General features: G+C 33.0%; 16 protein-coding genes. 12 read left to right on the top strand and 4 right to left on the bottom strand.

From position 1 onward, the window contains the following. The first annotated feature begins 78 nt into the window (after positions 1 to 78). The 5 genes from LPB87_RS18605 to LPB87_RS18625 all read left to right on the top strand — a co-directional run bounded on the left by LPB87_RS18605 (position 79) and on the right by LPB87_RS18625 (position 8,946). Positions 79 to 2,355 carry a GH92 family glycosyl hydrolase gene (locus tag LPB87_RS18605; RefSeq protein ID WP_230728881.1) on the top strand — a complete coding sequence of 759 codons (2,277 nt, stop codon included), beginning with the start codon at positions 79 to 81 and terminating at the stop codon, positions 2,353 to 2,355. A gap of 369 nt (positions 2,356 to 2,724) precedes the next feature. Next, the gene (locus LPB87_RS18610) at positions 2,725 to 5,010 is read left to right on the top strand and encodes a GH92 family glycosyl hydrolase (RefSeq protein WP_230728882.1); all 2,286 of its coding nucleotides are present in this window, start codon (positions 2,725 to 2,727) and stop codon (positions 5,008 to 5,010) included. Positions 5,011 to 5,014: 4 nt separating this feature from the next. Next, a complete protein-coding gene (locus LPB87_RS18615) occupies positions 5,015 to 6,475 on the top strand; it encodes a glycoside hydrolase family 125 protein (protein ID WP_129538874.1) in 1,461 nt (486 codons plus the stop codon). Positions 6,476 to 6,720: 245 nt separating this feature from the next. Then, entirely contained in the window at positions 6,721 to 7,623 is a 903-nt protein-coding gene (locus LPB87_RS18620; protein ID WP_230728883.1) for an ROK family protein, read from the top strand. A 318-nt stretch (positions 7,624 to 7,941) separates the two neighbouring features. Continuing rightward, on the top strand, positions 7,942 to 8,946 hold the full coding sequence (locus tag LPB87_RS18625; protein ID WP_129538872.1) for a N(4)-(beta-N-acetylglucosaminyl)-L-asparaginase: 1,005 nt from the start codon (positions 7,942 to 7,944) through the stop codon (positions 8,944 to 8,946). A 104-nt stretch (positions 8,947 to 9,050) separates the two neighbouring features. Here the strand turns inward: LPB87_RS18625 and LPB87_RS18630 are convergent, their stop codons facing one another. Further along, positions 9,051 to 9,659, bottom strand: coding sequence for a YkgJ family cysteine cluster protein (locus tag LPB87_RS18630; protein ID WP_129538871.1), 609 nt, complete (start codon positions 9,657 to 9,659; stop codon positions 9,051 to 9,053). A 304-nt stretch (positions 9,660 to 9,963) separates the two neighbouring features. On the opposite strand from LPB87_RS18630, the gene LPB87_RS18635 reads away from it, so the two are divergent. Together LPB87_RS18635 and LPB87_RS18640 are read left to right on the top strand one after the other, a co-directional pair. Then, entirely contained in the window at positions 9,964 to 11,214 is a 1,251-nt protein-coding gene (locus LPB87_RS18635) for a TMEM143 family protein (RefSeq protein WP_230728884.1), read from the top strand. A gap of 240 nt (positions 11,215 to 11,454) precedes the next feature. Continuing rightward, on the top strand, positions 11,455 to 11,919 hold the full coding sequence (locus tag LPB87_RS18640) for an Mpo1-like protein (RefSeq protein WP_230728885.1): 465 nt from the start codon (positions 11,455 to 11,457) through the stop codon (positions 11,917 to 11,919). A 219-nt stretch (positions 11,920 to 12,138) separates the two neighbouring features. Here LPB87_RS18640 and LPB87_RS18645 read toward each other — a convergent pair whose 3' ends face one another. Next, the gene (locus tag LPB87_RS18645; RefSeq protein WP_230728886.1) at positions 12,139 to 13,140 is read right to left on the bottom strand and encodes an AraC family transcriptional regulator; all 1,002 of its coding nucleotides are present in this window, start codon (positions 13,138 to 13,140) and stop codon (positions 12,139 to 12,141) included. A 403-nt stretch (positions 13,141 to 13,543) separates the two neighbouring features. Here LPB87_RS18645 and LPB87_RS18650 point away from each other — a divergent pair, with 403 nt between their 5' ends. Both LPB87_RS18650 and LPB87_RS18655 read left to right on the top strand, forming a co-directional pair. Continuing rightward, on the top strand, positions 13,544 to 15,937 hold the full coding sequence (locus LPB87_RS18650) for a TonB-dependent receptor (RefSeq protein ID WP_230728887.1): 2,394 nt from the start codon (positions 13,544 to 13,546) through the stop codon (positions 15,935 to 15,937). 9 nt (positions 15,938 to 15,946) lie between these two features. After that, the gene (locus LPB87_RS18655) at positions 15,947 to 17,266 is read left to right on the top strand and encodes a hypothetical protein (protein ID WP_230728888.1); all 1,320 of its coding nucleotides are present in this window, start codon (positions 15,947 to 15,949) and stop codon (positions 17,264 to 17,266) included. Between the two features lie 276 nt (positions 17,267 to 17,542). Here LPB87_RS18655 and LPB87_RS18660 read toward each other — a convergent pair whose 3' ends face one another. Further along, positions 17,543 to 18,406, bottom strand: a complete 864-nt coding sequence (locus LPB87_RS18660; protein ID WP_129538865.1) for a DMT family transporter — start codon at positions 18,404 to 18,406, stop codon at positions 17,543 to 17,545. A 208-nt stretch (positions 18,407 to 18,614) separates the two neighbouring features. Here LPB87_RS18660 and LPB87_RS18665 point away from each other — a divergent pair, with 208 nt between their 5' ends. Together LPB87_RS18665 and LPB87_RS18670 are read left to right on the top strand one after the other, a co-directional pair. Beyond that, positions 18,615 to 19,109, top strand: a complete 495-nt coding sequence (locus LPB87_RS18665) for a GNAT family N-acetyltransferase (protein ID WP_230728889.1) — start codon at positions 18,615 to 18,617, stop codon at positions 19,107 to 19,109. A gap of 2 nt (positions 19,110 to 19,111) precedes the next feature. Then, positions 19,112 to 19,594, top strand: coding sequence for a MarR family transcriptional regulator (locus LPB87_RS18670; protein ID WP_230728891.1), 483 nt, complete (start codon positions 19,112 to 19,114; stop codon positions 19,592 to 19,594). A 127-nt stretch (positions 19,595 to 19,721) separates the two neighbouring features. Here LPB87_RS18670 and LPB87_RS18675 read toward each other — a convergent pair whose 3' ends face one another. Further along, positions 19,722 to 20,252 carry an NAD(P)H-dependent oxidoreductase gene (locus tag LPB87_RS18675; RefSeq protein ID WP_230728890.1) on the bottom strand — a complete coding sequence of 177 codons (531 nt, stop codon included), beginning with the start codon at positions 20,250 to 20,252 and terminating at the stop codon, positions 19,722 to 19,724. 162 nt (positions 20,253 to 20,414) lie between these two features. Here LPB87_RS18675 and LPB87_RS18680 point away from each other — a divergent pair, with 162 nt between their 5' ends. After that, positions 20,415 to 20,780: a helix-turn-helix domain-containing protein gene (locus tag LPB87_RS18680; RefSeq protein WP_129538862.1), complete on the top strand. Its 366-nt coding sequence runs from the start codon at positions 20,415 to 20,417 to the stop codon at positions 20,778 to 20,780. Positions 20,781 to 20,847 lie beyond the last annotated feature (67 nt).

Here is a 20,847-nt window from a genome sequence, read left to right on the forward strand (position 1 = left end):
TCTGCGTATCCCGATAGCTATCGGGACTGTGCACTTTGCAGTTAAATTTCACACAATTCAAATAAAAAAATAGAATAGATGTTTAAAAAATATAACAAAATAGCTTTTAGCGGTATTATCGCTTTAAATCTATTTTTTGCCAATCCTGCGATTTCACAGGAAAAGAAAGCAAAACAAAGCAGTATAGATTACACTAAATATGTAGATCCATTAATAGGATCTGCAGGTCACGGACATGTATTTGTGGGTGCCAATGTTCCTTTTGGAGCAGTACAATTAGGACCAGTAAATGTTTTTGAAGGTTGGGATTGGTGCAGTGGATACAATTATGCAAGTAATACCATATTAGGATTCACACACACCCATTTAAGTGGAACAGGAATTGGGGATTTAAACGATATTCTTTTGTTGCCAGTATCAGGAAAAGTTCCTCTTACCAAAGGAACAAAAGAAGATATGGTAACTGGTTATGGATCTTATTTCTCTCATAAAAACGAAGTAAGCAAAGCTGGGTATTACAGTGTTTTATTGGATAAATATAAAATTAAAGCAGAGTTAACAGCAAGTGAAAGAGTAGGTTTTCATAAATATACATTTAATACCACTACAGATAATCACGTTTTATTAGACCTTGCCGATGGTGTGGGATGGGATAAACCAGTAAAAACATTCATAAAAAAGATAAACGAAACAACCCTTGTAGGATATAGATATTCTACAGGTTGGGCTACCGATCAGCGTATATTTTTTACCATTGAATTCTCTGAGCCAATTACTAATATGGCATTGTACGACAACACAACTGCTGTTGCAGGAAAAGAAGGAGAAGCGGTAAGAATGAAAGCTGTTTTAGATTTTAAGACTTTAAAAAACAAGCAAGTTTTAGTAAAAGTTGGAATTTCTCCAGTGAGTTATGAAAACGCTTCCGCGAATATTAAAGCGGAGATTCCAAATTGGGATTTTAATGCAGTAGTAAAAGAAGCGACTTCAAAATGGAACAAGGAATTAAATAAGATACAGATAAAAGCAGATGATAAAACAACGAAAGTTTTTTATACAGCAATGTATCATACCATGTTTGCACCATCAATTTTTAATGATGTAAATGGAGATTATAGAGGGACAGACAAAAAAGTATACGAAAAAGCAAATTTTACTAATTATACTACCTTCTCACTTTGGGATACGTATCGTGCTTTGCATCCTTTATATACAATTACGCATCCAGATAAAATTAATGATATCGTTAAATCATTTTTGGCAATCTATGAGCAACAAGGAAGATTACCCGTTTGGCATTTAATGGGGAATGAAACTAATACAATGAACGGAAATCACTCGATTGCAGTTATTGTTGATGCTTATATGAAAGGATATAGAGACTATGATGTGGCATTGGCTTATGAAGCCATCAAAAAAACAGCGATGCAAACGCGTGAGGGAATGGATTATGTTCAAAAACTAGAATATATTCCTGCGGATAAATTACTGGAATCAGTAGGGAATGCTTTAGAATATGCTATAGATGATTATTGTATAGCTCTAATGGCAAAGTCATTGGGTAAAACAGATGATTATAACTATTTCACTAAAAGAGCCAATTTGTACAGGCTTTATTTCGATAAAGAAACTACATTTATGAGAGGAAAATTAAGTAATGGAAATTGGAGAACACCATTTAATCCGCTTTCATCAGCACATCGCAAAGACGATTACGTAGAAGGAAATGCATGGCAATACACATGGTTAGTTCCACAAGATCCTTATGGTTTAATTGAATTATTCGGTAGCGAAGATAAATTTTTAGCTAAGTTAGATTCGCTTTTCCTGATAACAGACAAAGTAGAAGGCGAAGAAATATCACCAGATATTAGTGGATTGATTGGACAATATGCACAAGGAAATGAGCCAAATCATCATATTCCATATTTGTATGCATACGCAGGGCAACCATGGAAAACGGCTAAGCTAATCCGTGAAATTGATGATAAATTCTACTCAACAAAACCAGACGGATTATGCGGAAATGAGGACTTAGGGCAAATGTCGGCTTGGTACGTATTTTCATCAATGGGTTTTTATTCTGTTAATCCAGCAAATGGAATTTATGTTCTAGGAAGTCCATTAGTAAATACAGCAACAATTCATCACAAAGAAGGAATTTCATTTACATTAAAAGCAATAGATAATAGCAAAACTAACATCTATATCCAAAAAGCAGAGTACAACGGAAAACTATATACAAAATCATACATCACACATGATATGATAGTAAAAGGAGGAGAATTAAAACTGTATATGGGAAGCAAACCATCGACGACTTTTGGAGTGAAAAAAGAAGATAGGCCGCTTTAACAAGTTTTCAGGTTTCAGTCACAGTTTTCAGTTTTCTAAAAGGTTTTTAACCCTGAAGCTTCAGGACTGTTAGGTATGATTTTAGGTTTAAGGCGGTTTTGCCAAAGTTGGTCTGCTCATTTTTGTCATTTCGACGAAGGAGAAATCTCCGCGAGAAGCTCGACAAAGATTAGACTTTCATTGCGGAGTTACTTACGGAGATTTCTCCTTCGTCGAAATGACAAGTTTGGGATTATTTTGCGTAAAACTAAAGTTCCTTACAGTCTTGGTTTAAAACTTTGACATAGCTTAGCCAATCGAGATTTACATTTTATAAAGAATAAAATACCTAACAGGTTTTAAAAACCTGTTAGGATAACAAGACATCATATGAAAATAAAGAGTTTAATTTTTTTAGGAGTATTACAATGTTGCATTTTTGTAAATGCACAAGTTAAAACCTTAGATCCAGTAGAATATGTAAATCCATTAATGGGAACACAATCTTTACATAGTCTTTCTAACGGAAATACCTATCCTGCAATTTGCCGACCATGGGGAATGAATTTCTGGACACCACAAACCGGAAAAATGGGTGACGGATGGGCGTATGTTTATACAGCCGAAAAGATAAGAGGATTCAAGCAAACACATCAGCCTTCGCCTTGGATGAATGATTATGGACAATTTTCGATCATGCCAGTAACAGGGGAACTAACTTTTACAGAAGACGAAAGAGGAAGTTGGTTTAGTCATAAAGCAGAGGTTTCAAAGCCCTATTACTATAGTGTATATCTAGCCGATTATGATGTAACGACCGAAATTACAGCAACAGAAAGAGCAGCACATTTTCAGATTACATTTCCAGAAAATGAACAATCTTCTATCGTAATTGACGCATTTGATAAAGGATCTTATATTAAAATAATTCCATCAGAGAATAAGATTATAGGTTATACAACTCGTAATAGTGGTGGTGTTCCAGAGAATTTTAAGAACTATTTTGTATTGCAATTCGATAAACCGTTTTCTACAAATTATACATGGCATGATAAAGTTCTGGAAAAAGACAAACTAGAATTAAAAGACAATCATGTAGGCGCAATAGTTGGTTTTAAAACTAAAAAAGGAGAGAAGGTAAATGTAAAAGTATCATCATCATTTATTAGCATAGAACAAGCAGAACTGAATTTGAAGAGCGAGTTAGGAAAAGCAACTTTTGATGAAACAGTAGCCGAATCAAAACATGAATGGAACAAAATTTTAGGAAAACTAACAGTAGAAGGAGGTAGCGACGAACAGTTAAAAACGTTTTATTCTTGTTTATACCGTACTGTTTGTTTTCCACAGAAACAATACGAGATAGATGGCAAGGGAGAAATTGTGCATTATAGCCCTTATAATGGTAAAGTATTACCAGGATATATGTATGCAGGAACAGGTTTTTGGGATACATTCCGTGCCTTATATCCATTACTTAATTTAGTTTACCCTTCTATAAACAAAGAAATGCAAGAGGGGTTAATCAACGATTACAAAGAAGGTGGATTTTTGCCTGAATGGTCAAGTCCAGGATTCAGAAATGTAATGGTTGGAAATAATTCGGCATCTGTTGTGTCTGATGCTTATATCAAAGGATTACGAGGATATGATATCAATAAATTATATGAAGCTTTACTGCATGGAGCCAATAACGAAGGTCCGATTGAAGCAGTAGGAAGAAAAGGAGTAGGATATTACAATACTTTAGGCTATGTACCTTATGATGTTAAGATTAACGAAAATGCAGCTAGAACACTAGAATATGCCTACGATGATTTTACCATTTGGAAATTGGCGAAAGCCTTAAACCGCCCCAAAAAAGAAATCAGTTTGTTCGAGAAACGAATGATGAATTATAAGAATCTATATAACCCATCCATCGGATTAATGAGCGGAAGAAATAAAGATGGAAGTTTCCCGAAAAATTTCAATCCGTTTAAATGGGGAGATGCATTTACGGAAGGGAATGCATGGCATTACAGCTGGAGTGTTTTTCATGACATAAATGGTTTAATAGACTTAATGGGTGGAGAGAAAAAATTCACGGCTAAATTAGATGCCGTATTCACCACTCCACCAGTTTTTGACGATAGTTATTATGGGGCAGTTATTCATGAAATCCGCGAAATGCAAATCATGAATATGGGACAATATGCACATGGAAACCAACCCATTCAGCACATGATTTATTTGTATAATTATGCGGGGGAACCTTGGAAAACACAATATTGGTCTCGTGAAGTAATGAATCGTTTGTACAAGCCAACTCCAGATGGATATTGTGGAGATGAGGATAACGGACAAACATCGGCTTGGTATGTGTTTTCTGCGATGGGATTCTATCCAGTTTGCCCAGGTACAGACGAATATGTTCTGGGAGCACCATTATTTAAAAAAGTAACATTACAGTTAGAAAACGGAAAGCAGCTTATTATAAACGCTCCAAATAATTCAGAAACTAATAAATATGTTCAGGATTTAAAATGGAATAATGCAACTCATACCAAAAATTATATCAATCATTTTGACGTACTAAAAGGTGGCGAATTAAATTTTGATATGAACAGCAAACCTAATTTACAAAGAGGAACTTCAGCAAGTGCCTATCCATATTCTTATTCAACTTCAAAATAATACTATGCAATCACGTAGAAAATTTATAAAAAATACAGGAATTTTTTCAGCAGGATTATTGGCACTCCAAACAGATGTTTTCGGAATGCAATCGGATGCGTTCAATTTTGCACTAAAAGATTTTATTACTAAAAGACCACCATTAGCCGAAAGAAAATTTACAAGTAAAGCAATTGAGGCAGCAATTGTAAGAATCAAAAAACAAATAGCAAACCCAGAATTGGCTTGGTTATTTGAGAATTGCTTTCCTAATACATTAGATACAACTGTTGATTTTGAAATCATCGATGGTAAACCAGATACTTATGTAATTACAGGAGATATTGATGCGATGTGGCTAAGAGATAGTACAGCACAAATTTGGCCATATATCCCGTTTATAAAGGAAGATAAAAAACTAGCTGAATTGGTTAAAGGAGTAATCAACCGCCAAACAAAATGTATTTTATTAGATCCTTATGCAAATGCTTTTTACAAAGATTTTAATCAGGTAAGCGAATGGAAGAACGACATGACCAAAATGCAACCAGGTATTCACGAGCGCAAATGGGAAATTGACAGTTTATGTTATCCAATAAGACTGGCACACGGATATTGGAAAGAAACGGGAGATATAAGTTTGTTTGACAGTAAGTGGAAAGAAGCGATGCTTTTGGTACTGCAAACTTTTAAAGAACAACAACGATGGACGGATAAAGGGCCATACAATTTCCAGAGAGTAACAGCTTGGGCTACCGATGGAGTACCATTAAGCGGTTATGGATATCCTGTAAAACCATGCGGATTGATTGTTTCGACTTTTAGACCAAGTGATGATAGTACGTTATTTGGATATTTGATTCCGAGTAATATGTTTGCCATCGAAGTACTTGGATATCTTCAGGAAATTTTCTCTTTGCCAGCATTAAAAGACAATGATTTAGTTGCTAAAGCAAAAGAATTACAGGGGCAAGTTCAGAAAGGATTAGAAGAAAATGGAATCATCGAACATCCAAAATTCGGAAAAATTATTGCTTTTGAAGTTAATGGATATGGAAGTTTCCATATGATGGATGATGCTAATGTTCCCTCATTATTATCATTGCCGTATTTAGGAGCTATTGAGCCAGATAGTCCATTATATTTGAATACACGTAAAGTAGTACTTTCAGACAATAATCCGTTTTTCTACAAAGGAAAAGCAGGAGAAGGCGTAGGAGGACCACATACTGGAACAGATACCATCTGGCCTATGAGTATAGTTTTGAGAGCGATTACTAGTGTTGATGAAAAGGAGATAAAAGCATGTATTAGCAATTTAATAAAAACAAATGCCGATACAGGATTTATGCACGAGTCATTTCATAAAGATGATGTTACCAAGTTTACCCGAAAATGGTTTGCTTGGGCAAATACATTGTTTGGAGAAATGATAGTACATACCAGTATCCATTATCCTCAGATTTTAAAAGATAAAAATATCTAAAAATAGTTACCATTAAGAGATTAAGAAAAATTAAGTTTTTAAAATCTCTATAACTGGTGATAAAAAAAATAAAAGCTAAAAATATACCATTAAGAAATTAAGAAAATTAAGTTTTTTAAAATTTAAGAAAATATTTACCCTTAAGAGATTAAGAAAAATTAAGCAGTCAGACTTAATAATCTTAATTTCTTAATGTTGAAAAAAAATCTTAATCTCTTAATGGTTCAATTCCAAAATAAAAAAGAATGAATAAAACATATGCCGTTGGATTAGACATTGGGGGCACACATATTACCGCAGCGGTTATCGATATAAAAGATATGAAAGTGATTGATTTTTCATTGCATAAAGAGTCATTTGATTCTAATTTGCCAGTAGAAGAAGTAATGACTATATGGGAAAAAGCAATTCGTACTTCTATCGAAAATTCAAAAGTAGGAAACACAATAGGATTAGCAGTTTGTATGCCAGGACCATTTGATTATAACAATGGAGTTTGCTGGATAAAAGGACAATCTAAATATGAACACTTTTATGGTTTAAATGTTAGAGATTTATTTAAAGATAAATTGAATCTTTCCAATGAATTTCCAATTCTTTTTGAGAATGATGCCGTTTGTTTTGGTAAAGGAGAAGTTTTTAAAGACGCTCATAATCTTTCTAAAAAAGTAATGGCAATCACGCTTGGTACCGGACTTGGCGCTTGTTTTATAAATAGAGGAGAGTCAATTAGTACAGGAGATTTAGTACCAAAAGATGGTGAAATATACGATCTTCCGTATAAAGAAGGAATAGCTGAAGATTATGTTTCTGCACGCGGACTTATAGCTGGTTATTTCGCTTTAAGCGGAAAAAAAATTAACAATGGTCTAGAGCTTTTTAATCTGGCTATAGCTGGAGATACAATGGCTAAAAAAGTTTTTGAACAAATGGGAGAGGATTTAGCAGCAATTGTTCTTCCGTGGTTAGATAATTTTTCTGTTGATAGTTTTATTATAGGAGGAAAAATCGCAAATGCCAGTGAATTTTTCTTACCGGCTTTTAACCAAAAAATAAAAGAAGCAGGAAGTGATGTTGCAGTTTCAATTTCTACAGACAATGAAATAGCTGCTTTATTGGGAGCTAGCAGTATGCTTTATAAATCGTAGTTTTGATTATATTAGTTGTTTTTTTCTGCCACAGATTAAAGGATTAAAAAGATTTATTGATAAGAATTTCTATCCTGCAAGTTTTTTTCAATCTTGTAGGTTTGATTTTCAATATTTATAAAGTTATGATTAAGTAACTGTTTTTTACCATATAAATTATTTAAGGGAGTATACGTTTTCTAAGCAGTTTACTTTAATGAGCTTATATCACTTATATGGTTTAAATTTATTTTAGTGTTTAATGTAAGAGTAAAATATTTTTTTACAGATTAAAAATCATTTAGAATCCTTTAATCTGTGGCAAACAAAATAATAGATATGACAAATTCAAACCGCAGAAATTTCATAAAAACAGCAGCTATAGCTTCAGTAGCTGTAGCCTTGCAATCTTTCAATTCAGATTCAAGAGAGGAAGAAAAAAATATAGTATCTAAGAAAGTAAAGAAACCAATTGTACTTTCTACATGGAAGTTTGGAATTCCTGCAAATGAAGCTGCTTGGGAAGTATTAAAAAGTAACGGAAGTGCCTTAGACGCTGTTGAAGCAGGAGTTAAAATCCCCGAGGGAGACCCAAAAGAAAGAAGCGTAGGTTATGGCGGACGTCCAGATAGAGATGGTCGGGTAACGCTGGATGCATGTATCATGGATGAAAATGCCAATATTGGTTCCGTTGCTTCTTTAGAATATATAAAACATCCAATTTCGGTAGCAAGAGCCGTAATGGAAAAAACGCCTCATGTAATGTTGGTCGGAGATGGAGCTTTACAGTTTGCATTGACACAAGGATTTAAAAAAGAAAATCTGCTGACAGAAGAGTCGGAAAATGAATGGAAAGAATGGCTGAAAGATAGCAAATACAAACCCATTGCCAATATTGAAAATCACGATACTATCGGGATGATTGCTCTGGATGCCAATGGAAATCTGTCGGGAGCATGTACCACCAGTGGAATGGCTTTTAAAATGCATGGGCGTGTTGGCGATTCTCCAATTATCGGAGCTGGTTTATATGTTGATAATGAAATTGGAGCAGCAACTGCAACAGGACATGGCGAAGAAGTAATCCGAATTTCGGGTTGTCATCTTGTTGTAGAGTTAATGCGACAAGGAAAATCACCTCAAAAAGCCTGTGAAGAAGCAGTAGCAAGAATCGTAAAATTAACCAAGAACAGAAACAAAGATTTAAAGGATATTCAGGTAGGATTTATAGCCTTGAATAAAGCTGGAGAATATGGTTCTTATTGTATTCAAGGAGGTTTTAATTATGCAGTTTATGATGACACAGGGAATAAATTAATCGATGCCGATTATTTTCTAAAGTAAAATAGTAATTAGCTCACGAAGAGTTAATTGTTTTATAATGCGCAATAGTCTTTAGACTTTGCGCATTTTTTGGTTTAGACAATATAAGATTTGTAGATACATATCTAAGCAATATTTTCCAAACCTCCCGGAAAAGGTCTGTAGGCATAATAATGTAAGACTTCCTCGATAGCCATTTTTAGCGCTTCGTTTATAGGAAGCAAAGTAATTCCCATTTTAAGATCAATTTGTGCCAGACGCATATAATAATCAGTAAAAATTGGAACGTTCTTCCCTTTATTGATTAATTCTTCGGCGGTTTGAAAGTTTTCTTGTTGTTCTTCTTTTATGATTTTGCAGGTTGCTAATCGTAATTTTCCATATTTATCCGTGTTTGCGGCATAACCAAAAAGACGGCATATTAATCCACGATAGCGATAATTGGTACAATTTCCTTTGTGATGTTCTAAAACAGACAGTGGATGGTATAAATGACAATTTTTACTAGAAGAATTATTTAATTGGGCTAAGGTTTCTTCGGCAATACCATTTAAGAATAAATGAAATGCCCAAGGTAAGAATTCTAAAGGAGAGGCATCTATACTTGGGTTTGAACAGCATTTACCACAACCAGCGTTGCAAAACAAATGGGTTTCAGATTTAAAAGCAGTAATTTCAATTTCAAGGCGGTCAAACAATGCTTCAACGAGCCGAACTTTATGTTCTATTGCCATTTTTTTGTGTAAGGTAGGCTAATAGAAATGGCTCATGCTATACTATGCTTTTTTTGTGAATAGTTTTTTAAAGGCTTAAAGGTTCTGAGATACTGATTAGCAAGGGTCCAAAGATATTTAAAAGATATAATGGAGGATTAGGAGTTAATCCTCGTTTCGAAGTTACGGGATTGCGTAAGGTTTTTTATTTATGTGTAAAAGAATTCTAATCTTGGTATAGGAGTTTAAAAAGCCCATTTAACCTAAAAGAAATTAAGGAAAAGCTTTGTACCTTTGGCGCTTTAAAAAAGTCCTAAAACCCCATATGAAACGAGAACATTATATTCCTTTTAATAAGGAATTCTTACTCGAAGAACAAATAGCAACTATTAGTGAAGACCTCAAAAAGGTTGATGAATTTAAAAAGTTATTTGATATAATCGAACATTATTATCATTATGAAGCTTTTAATCTTAACCGAAATCTAAAACAGAATTACGCTTTATTTGACCCAGATTTAAGCGCAAAAGAGCGAGAAGGATTTATTGGTAAAAGTGATTTTAAAGTTTTTAAAGAAACACTTCATACTGTTCTGGAGCATGGTAACTACAGACGTATTGATAAAGAAACTTTAGATAAAGCTTTTAATGATTCTGATTTAATAGGGTTAAATCTTGCAATAGACTTCAATGCATTTAAGGATTATGAATTATATGTTCGTGGAAGTCATAAGGCTAAAGAAACAGTAACAAAATTTATTTTTTGGAAGAAAGAAATAGAGATTGAATACTATGATCGTGTTATGATTTATCTCAATTATAACGATGCCGATTATCTTAATTCGAAAAAAGTAAAATTAGGGAAAATGCCTATTGACCCAGGATCTATAGTTTTAAAAATCTTTAAGCGTGTTCCTAAAAATGATTTGGAAACGATATTTCCAAATGCGATTCCGATGATGTCGACTACAGATAAATTATTGCTCTGGGTTCCTGGAATTTTTGGTGGAGTCTCTTTATTGAGTACTACTGTAATTCCAGCATTAATTGGTATGTATGGAGCCTACCAATCGGGGGAAGCAATTGATTTACTAAATAGTAAAACCTCACTTAATCAAGGTTTAATTGCATTAGGAATACTTTCTGCATACTTATTTCGCCAGTATAGTAATTTTGTAAATAAGAAGATTAAATATTCCAAAATGCTTTCAGATAGTCTTTACTTTAAGAATATAGGAAACAATAGTGGTGCATTTTATTCATTATTGAACTCTTCGGAGGAAGAAGTGCTTAAAGAAACTATTTTGGCTTATGCATTCTTAAACAGAAGTAAGGAGCCTTTAACAGCTGAAGAACTTGACAATCAAATAGAATCATGGTTCTTGTCAAAATTAGATACCGATTTAGATTTTGATGTAAATGATGCTTTGTTGAAATTAAAAAGTATCGGACTTGCTATAGAAAAAAATGGAAAGTGGGAAGTAATTTCACTTGACAAGGCACTCATCAAAATTGATGAATTATGGGACAGTGTTTTTGATTATAATCGTCGAGATACAGAGGTTTTAAGTTTCTGAGACACTAAGAAAAAAGGTTTAAAGGTTGTTTAGTTTGTGGAATTCCTTGATGAGATTCTTCCTGCGTCGGAATGGCAATTGTGAGAAAAGATGAATTTTAGAATAATATCACAGTCATTTTTACCCCCAAACCAAACAACCTTTAAATATTAGAGCCTCAGAACCTCAGTACCTTATTTTCAAAACTCTTTGCATCTTCCATAAAATGTATTAGATTTACGTATATCTAAATCCTATAATATGAGAACGTTAGAGCAATGGTTTGAAGAATATGCAGTGAGTCATCAGAACCCAATAAATAAAGCGATACATTATATATGTGTACCTGCTATTTACTTTTCGATTGTGGGTTTATTGATGAGTATTCCAAGTAGTTTTATTGCCAATATTTTAAAACTCAATGCTCCAATAATCGAAAATTGGGCTGTTGTAGTATTGCTCTTTGTACTTGTTTTTTATATCCGATTATCGGTTGCAATGGCTTTTAAGATTGCAATATTATCAGCTATTTGTCTGATTGTGAATTACTATATTGGACAAGTTTTTCCGTTATGGATTTTCTCAATTGGTGTTTTTGTCATTGCTTGGGTTGGACAATTCTACGGACATAATATTGAAGGCAAAAAACCTTCTTTTCTAAAAGATCTTCAGTTTTTAATGATAGGTCCTGCATGGGTAGTAGAGAATTTGTTCTCTAAGAAATAATACTATAGAAAGTAAGGCTCTTAGAAGCTGAGGTTCTAAGTAGAAAAGTAAATAGGAAATGCTTCAGTGTTTTTTATGTTTTGGTTGTGAACAAAGATTAAAGTCCTAGCTAGCCCAGATAGTAGCGACATCCTTTTCTTTGTTTCTTTAGCAAAGAAAAGATATAGCGAATAGCTGGAACTCAACAAGATTAAATAGAAGGGGGATGGTTGCTCCTGATTAATGAATAAGCAATAAATCTAGAACTGATAGTTCTGCAAAAAAGGGACAGAACATACCGATTATTATTTCTTTTGCTTTTGTAAAACTTGCACCTATTTGATTAGCCTGATTCTTAATTTGGCTTGGTGGATAACCAAAATGTTTACGGAATGCAGTACTAAAATGGTTGGGAGTTTTATATCCTAATGATTCTGCTACTTGGTAAATATTTAGCTCGTCTTTTAGTAGTTTTTGTTTGGCTTCGTTCATTTTTAGTTCGTTTAAATAACCAAAAACGGTTGTGCCAAATAGCTCTTTAAAGTACTTCTTCAACTTGAATTCGTTGGTTCCTACTTTACGGGCAAGGTCAATTAGAGAACAAGGAGTAATGATATTTTGAGTGACCAATTCTCTGGCATGATGCATTCTTTTTATATCAATTTTTGGAATTTTAATAGTAAGATCTTGTATTTGTGTTAACTGCTCTACTTGTAGCAATACTAATTCTGTCACTTTTGTTTCCATATACATCCTGCGGAAATGTCCAGTTCTTTCGCAAGAAGCTATATCTCTTACTGCCGTCAGAATTTCTGGTGACATAATTTCGCTATATTTTATTTGTTTTGCAGGATTTTCATTAGTGCAAGTTTCAATAAATTGAAGGTTTAAATCTAATGAATCAACAAGAGTAGTGTATGTATTTTGTGGAATTAATATCGATAAGTATTCAGATACAGTTGAGGTTGCTGGTAGCTTTGCCAGTTTAGTGCCAGCTGGTAAGAGATGTATTTGATGATGCATCAGATTGGAACATCCTTTCATAAAAAAGAACATTTGTATGGCTGGTTCATCTGTATAATATTCAATTTTAATCGGCTTAAGTAAATCTAATTCAATATAATTTATAAAGAACGACCCAGCTAGCGTATGGCTGTCTTTTATATTGCCATATTCAGGGTGATGGAAGGTATTGGTTTCTTCGATAAGTTCGCAAACTTGGTCTTCTTCTCTAAAAAACATCTGGTCACAGAGTTTATAATCTATATCTTTTATCGTGGTTTTAAGTTGCATGGAAATTCTTACTTTATTATTTAGCAAATATACACTATAAAATCGATATGTGTATTGAGTCTAAATAAAAACAATCCTTTTTGTGTATGTTATAATCCGTATTTGAAACCCTTATGCTGAGTGAGTCGGGTTAAGTTTGCAAATGAATTAATAATACCAATTTTACTTTGTAATGGGTTTCAAAAACTACATAGATTGTTTTAAAGCAATAAAAAATATAATAACAGTTTGTATTTTAACTTGTTGCGGATTAAGGAAGACGATTTTCTCTTCGACTAATTTAAATATATTGATTTTTAAAAAAAATGGTTCTTTGTCACAGTCTTTAAAATTAGGCATATTTTTTATTTGTATGTTTTTTTTACCGTCTGGGTTATTAGCACAAAATGGAACTCTTTCGGGGGTTTTAAAATTAGATAGTGGTACACCAATTACTTATGCCGCTGTTGCTGTTAAAAACACTAAACATCAGGTTATTACCGATGATGAAGGTAAGTTTGAGTTTAGAGGTTTGGCACATGGGCATTACGAAATTGAAGTAAGTTCTATAGAAATCACAAAAAAAAGTATTAAAGTAGACTTTAAAGGGAACAGTGAAAGAATTTTACTAATTGTTGAACCTTCTGCAAGTTTAGGTTTAAAAGAAGTTGTAATTAATGTTAAGACTGAGAAAAAAGAGGTTGAAACTAAAGGATTTGCTGTTAATGTAATTGAGACTCAAAAGATGGCACTGCAATCGATACAGACTAATGAGTTATTAGACCGTTCGGCAGGGGTTCGTATTAGGCAAGACGGGGGATTGGGATCTAGAATTGATTATAATATTAATGGTTTATCTGGTAATGCTGTAAAAGTTTTTATTGATGGTATTCCTTCTTCTAATTTTGGTTCTTCTTATTCTTTAAATAGTATTCCTCCAGCTTTAATTGATCGTATTGAAGTTTATAAAGGAGTTGTTCCTGCTAACCTTTCTGAGGATGCATTGGGTGGAGCAATCAATATTATCTTGAAGAAAAAAACTAAAAATTCACTTGTAACATCTTATTCTCTAGGATCATTTAATACACATCAATGGAATATAGCAAGTAACTACCGTAAAGAGAATGGTTTTACGGTTGATGCTTCTGGTTTTTATAATTATAGTGATAATAATTATGAAGTTTGGGGTCAGAGCATCACATTTAAAGATTATACAGGTAAAACTACAACGAACCATCGTGCAAAACGTTTTCATGATGCTTATAAATCATATGGAACTAAGGTAGAAGTTGGTTTTACTGATGTAAAATGGGCTGACCGATTTATGATAGGTGGTATTTTATCAAAGGATTATAAAGAGGTCCAGCATGGTATTACAATGGATAATGTGTATGGAGATCGTCATACGAGACGTAATTCTAGTATTGCTACATTGACATATAGTAAGAACGATTTTTTGACAAAAGGATTGTCATTTAAAGCTGATGCTAGTTATTCTTATCTAAAAAGACAAGCAATAGATACTGTAGGTGTGATGTATGATTGGTCAGGTAAGCCATTAATGTATCCTGATGGTACTTATGTAAAATATACTAGCGGGGCTGAGGTTGCAAGTGCTAAAACACTGGGAATTAATACTGATAAGACCTTATTTGTTCGTACAAACTTAGGTTATACAATAAATAGCAACAACACGATATATGCTAATTATATGCATAATAACTTTATACGTGGAATATCTGATGAATTACAACCTTTAGGACTTCAACTATTAGAGAATACAAGAGATTTACAAAAAAATATTGTTTCGTTTACCTATGAGAATTTAGCTTTTTCTCAAAAATTGAGAACTAATGTTTTTTATAAACATTACTTTCAAAAGGTTACTTCAAATGAACCATATAGACAAGATATAACTCCAGGTATTCCTAATTATGAAAAGAGAGAATTTACTAAAAAATCTGATTTTAGTGGTTACGGTATTACTTTATCTTATGAGTTAAACCCTAATTTATACTTGTTAGCATCTGCAGAGAAAGCAATGCGCTTGCCAAGTGCCAACGAATTGTTTGGTAATGTTAATGATAACTTACTTGCTCCAGCAGGAGAACTAAAACCTGAAACGAGTCATAATGTTAACATTGGAGTAAATTGGTCTGGATTAAAATTTCATAATCATTCTATTAGATTAAATACCTCTTTGTTTTATAGAGACACAAAAGGAATGATTAGAGAATCGATAAGAGCGGGAAGTTTTACTTATTCACAGTTTGAAAATTTAGAGAATGTTATGTCTCGTGGTATAGATGCTGAGATAATTTATGATTACGCTAAGAAGTTTAATCTTTCTCTTAATATCTCAAAATTTGAGTCTTTGTTTAATACCAGATTTGATGCCAATGGTGCTCCATACCTGTTTTATCGTATGCAAATAAGAAACGAGCCTTCGTTTAAATTTAATATTAATGCAGTTTATTATCAGGATGATTTGTTCGCCAAAAAATCTAAGACTTCTATCTATTATAACATCAGCTATGTAGATGAATTTCTTAGGAATTGGGCTAATGTTGGAGGTAAAAACTTAGACTATATTCCGACACAATTTTCTAATAGTATAGGAGTTGCTTACACTTTTCCATCTAATAAATTCACAATTAGTGTGGATGCAAAAAACATATTTGATCAACAGATCTTTGACAATTTTGGTTTACAAAAACCAGGTCGTGCATTTTATGCCAAACTAACATATTCATTAACTTCAAAATAATTAATCACAATGAAAATTAAATTTAGAAATTTAAAAAGTACATTACTTTCTGGTGCTTTTGCAATAGCTCTATTGAGCTCATGTAGCAATAATGACAATGAAGGTGATATAGCTCCTACATTACCAGAAGTAAAAAAAGACTTTCAATTAGCATTTGCTAGTGGTTCAGGTAGTATTTCTGGAACTTATCTTCAAGGTATTTCTGATCTTTCTATAGGGGAGGCGTCATTTTTTGGAAAAGGATATTCAATGACTTCATCACGTACAGCTAGAGTATTTACATCTACAGATGGTTCGATTGTTTATAGCCTTAATTATACAGTTGGTACTATTGATAAGCTAACGTATCATGGTGGAGAAAATTATAAAAAAATAACCACTTTTGACTCTTCTATTCCATTGGGAGTAAAAGCTGTTCGTTTTACAAAAATGAATGATAAAGTTGGATCTGTACATAATATTGTTGCTACTGCAATGTATGGAGGAACTAATAATACAGAATATTTAAAGCACAAAATGACTGTTGCTATTGGTATTTTAGACTTAGAGGCAATGAATTTTGGTAGTAATTTCAAAAAAGACATTGATTTAGTTCTTCCAGGAAATTTGGCAAGTGAAGGATATTATATTTCACGTATAGATTGTCCAGTTATTTCTGGTAATAAATTATATTATGGAGCATCAGTTAGCAAGTTTAACGTAGCAACTGGTAAAGCAGGAGAAACGGATAAGACTTTTACGCTAGTACTTGATTATCCAAGTTTAACTAATGCCACTGTAATTAGCACTTCACACGTTAAAGGATCTACAAATGGTTACCGTACACCTACACAGCATTTTAATGAAGCTGGTGAAATCATGCAAATGGTAAGCAACGGTAAAGAATTAAATATCGTAAAAATTAAAGATGGTAAATACGATGAGTCATATGTATATAGTGTAAGCGGATTGTTAGGTAAACCAGCTTCTAGTAATGGTTGGTTTTATGCTGGCAACGGAATTGGTTATATTCCATATGAGAAATTAGATCAAGATAAAATTCAGATTGGTGTTGATTCAAAGGGAGAGAAATCTTATTCAGCTCCTTGGGGATTAGCAAGAATGGATTTTAAAACGAATACAATTGTTGATTTAACTGTTCCTAATGGATTATGGTTGCAACAATACCAAAACTCGGTTGTAAGAGACGGAAAATTCTATATTGCTTTAACTCCAGTTGGTGTACAAGGAAACATCTATATATATGATGTGAATTCTGCAAACGCTGATGGTACTGTAGGGGCAAAAGTATTTTCAGGTGCAGATCAATACTACATTGGTATATTCTAGTAGTTTATCTACCATTACTAAAAAAGCAGCGATTCGTTTTGAATCGCTGCTTTTTTTATTTTAGGTTTGGTGGTTCTAAGTTGTAAAGGTTCAAAGGATTCGTTTACACACAAAACAACCACAATATTGTTTCACCGACGAAGGGAGTGTTTCATAAAAGCCACATGATATTCTTAACTTAGCCCAGATAGTAACGACATTTGTTTTTGTTTCTTTAACAAATAAAAGATATAGTGGATAGCTGGAAAATGCTTCTAAATATTCATAATAGGATTCTTAGTCCTTAATTGGAATTGTTTTTTTTGCTGTCATTGTTGAACCAACAGATGCGATTATCACAAAAAATACGGCAACTATTTCGCTAAAACGAAGATGTTCTTGTAAAAACAAGAAGGCACAAATAGATGCGGCAGCAGGTTCTAAGCTCATTAATATGCTAAAAGTGCGTGGTGGAAGTTGACCAAGTGCTTTCATTTCTAATGTAAACGGTATAGCACTTGATAATAGTGCAAGTGCAATTCCCATTCCTAAAAGATTCGGTGTTAGGTTGCTTAATCCATTTTCCATAATTCCAAAAGGAATTATAAGTAGCGATGCAAATAACATTCCGGTTGATACTGCGTCACCATCTTTCATTACTTTAGAAACTTTTCCTCCCAATACAATATATGTTGCCCAAAAGACTCCGGCTAATAGAGCAAATAAAGCTCCAACAATGTCAATTCCATTACCAGACCATGGTGCAATAAGTGCAATTCCCATCGCAGCAATAAATACCCATAGATAATCTATCAAGCGTTTTGAACCAAAAACGGCTAATACTAAAGGCCCTACAAATTCTAAAGTAACTGCTAAACCAACAGGAATTCGCTCTATTGCGAGATAAAAGATAAGGTTCATTGTTCCTAAAGACAATCCATAAGGAATTACAAGTTTCCATTGTTGAGGAGTTATTTTGCGTAAGTTTGGTTTGTAAGCCAAAAATAGAATTAACGCTGAAATTCCTATTCGTAACGATGCTGTTCCTGCTGCTCCAATAGCAGGGAAAAGACTTTTTGCAATCGCTGCTCCAAACTGTACACTAATGATTGCTAGGAGTATTGCTGGAAGTGGCGGTATATTAACTAGTTTATTTTTCATAGGAAGGGTTCAAAATATGAGGCTGCAAAATTACAAAAAAATTCTCTCATAATTTCTCCCTTATAAGTTAAATGAATTGTAATGTTTTTAACAGGATAAATGGTTGTTTTTGTCCTGTTTTTTGGTTGTTGGATTTGAATTTTTTAATGAAATAATTTTTATTTATGTATTTAACTACGTAGTTTTGAATTGTGTAAAATAATAAGCTATGAATATATTAATTGTTCCTATAGAAAATGATCATTCAGTGGCAGTCGTTGATTTGATTTTAAATATCCAGCAAAAGGAATTTAATGTTCCGATAACTTTAGAAGACCAACCGGATCTTCTGGAAATAAATAATTTTTATCATAAACCTGGAGGGTGCTTTTGGGGTGCTTTTGCTGATGGAGAATTGGTTGGTACTATCGCATTGGTAAAATATGATGATAGCAGGGAAGGTGCCATAAGGAAGATGTTTGTAAAAAAAGAATACCGAGGAAAAGAGTTATTTATTGCTCAACAACTTCTGGATACATTGATTGATTTTAGCAAACAAAATGATCTTAATGATTTATATTTGGGAACAGTTTCGATATTAGAAGCAGCTTTGCGTTTTTATGAAAGAAATAATTTTGTACGAATTGAGAAAGAAACACTTCCAGATGCATTTCCTGTAATGGGGGCTGACAATGTGTTTTGTCATTTAAAATTAAACGAGTAATGATAAATATTATAGATGAATCGGGTATTTTGGCTTTATCGACAAGACTGCAGCGTCTTAGTGAACAACTGCGTAAAGACGGTGCGATGCTCTACAAATCATTTGACATTGAGTTTGAACCTAAATGGTTTCCAGTAATTTACACACTTCATAACAAAGGCGTATTAAGCATTGTAGAAATTGCCAATGAGATTGGTTATACGCATCCATCTACAATTAGTTTACTAAAAGAATTAGAAAAACAGAAGCTTATTCGTTCCAAAAAGGATAAGGAAGATGAACGTAAACGTTTAATTGTACTTACCACAAAAGGACAAGATCTTATCTTAAAAATGAAACCTGTTTGGGATATTATTTCTGATGTTCTTAATGAAATTACAGATAATGAGAATAATTTACTAAAAGCCATAAATGAAGCCGAAAGTAAAATTGCCAATCAGAGTTTTCTGCAAAGAGCATTACAATTAAAAGAGAATAGATTGTAATCTGTTTTATGATTGTTTTTTTACGGATATATTTTGTGCGATTACATATTAAGTTAGAGACGCACCGTAGTGCGTCTAATATGGAGCCAATTAAAAAATGAGAATTATGATTGTATAAAATATGATTTTATAAATTTTCTATAAATGAAATATAATCATGTGCGCTTTTTTCTATCCTTTCAGTAGTAGCGTTATGTTCTGCACCATAGAAAGCGAATAATGGTTTATAGTCGGCTTTTATGTAATTAAAAGTAACTTCAAACGGAGCTGTTAATTGTTCTAGGGTGTATTTGTATCTGCCCGTTGCGCTGTAATCTTCTTCATTAATTCCAGCAGTTATTCCTAATGCAATTTTCTTATCGCTTAGTTTATATCCACTTTTTGAGCCATATGCCCATCCGTGTGTTAATACTTCATCTAGCCATTTTTTGAAAAGTGGCGGACAATTAAACCAGTAAAAAGGGAACTGAAATATAATTGTATCGTGTGATTCTACAAGCTGTTTTTCTTTCTCAATATTGATGTTTCCGTCAGGATACGCACTATGTAAATCATGTAAATGATACTTTTCGGGATACTTTTTTAATTCTTCAATCCATCGTTTGTTTATTATTGAATTTTTTAAATCGGGATGTATGATAATTACTAAGGTCTTCATGCTATAAATTTTAAAATTTTGCTTATGCAAATATCAAACTCATTCAAGCATTAACCAATAAGGGGGAAATTAATCATATAGTGATAAATTAATCACCATTGATAATTAAAGCAGTTACTTCGTTTATTTTTACTTTTGTAGATTAATAAAGAAACTAAAGATATGTATCAACGAAAAATTCCGATAGATTATAATTGTGGTCTTAGTGTTGCCATGGAGGTGGTAGGTTCTAAATGGAAATTTTGTTTGTTGGATGAAATTCATAAAGGAATAAAACGCCCTAAAGATTTGGTTCTGGCGATTAATGGCATTAGCAAACGAGTATTGCAAAACCAACTAAGAGAATTGGAGTTACATGGGCTTTTGGCAAAAACAGTTTATACTGAAGTTCCTCTACGAGTAGAATATTATCTTACTGAAACAGGAATATCTCTTTTACCTTTAATTGTTGCCCTTGATAAGTGGGGAATGAATTTTGCTCCTCAGTTAAAAACGATATTAGAAAAAGAAGAGGAAATAGTGCTTTAGGATTTTAGCCACAGATTAAAATTATTGCCCCTTTTTTAATCTGTGTTAATTGCTAAAATCGATACTT

This window comes from Flavobacterium sp. EDS (assembly GCF_020991525.1).
Classification (GTDB): Bacteria; Bacteroidota; Bacteroidia; order Flavobacteriales; family Flavobacteriaceae; genus Flavobacterium.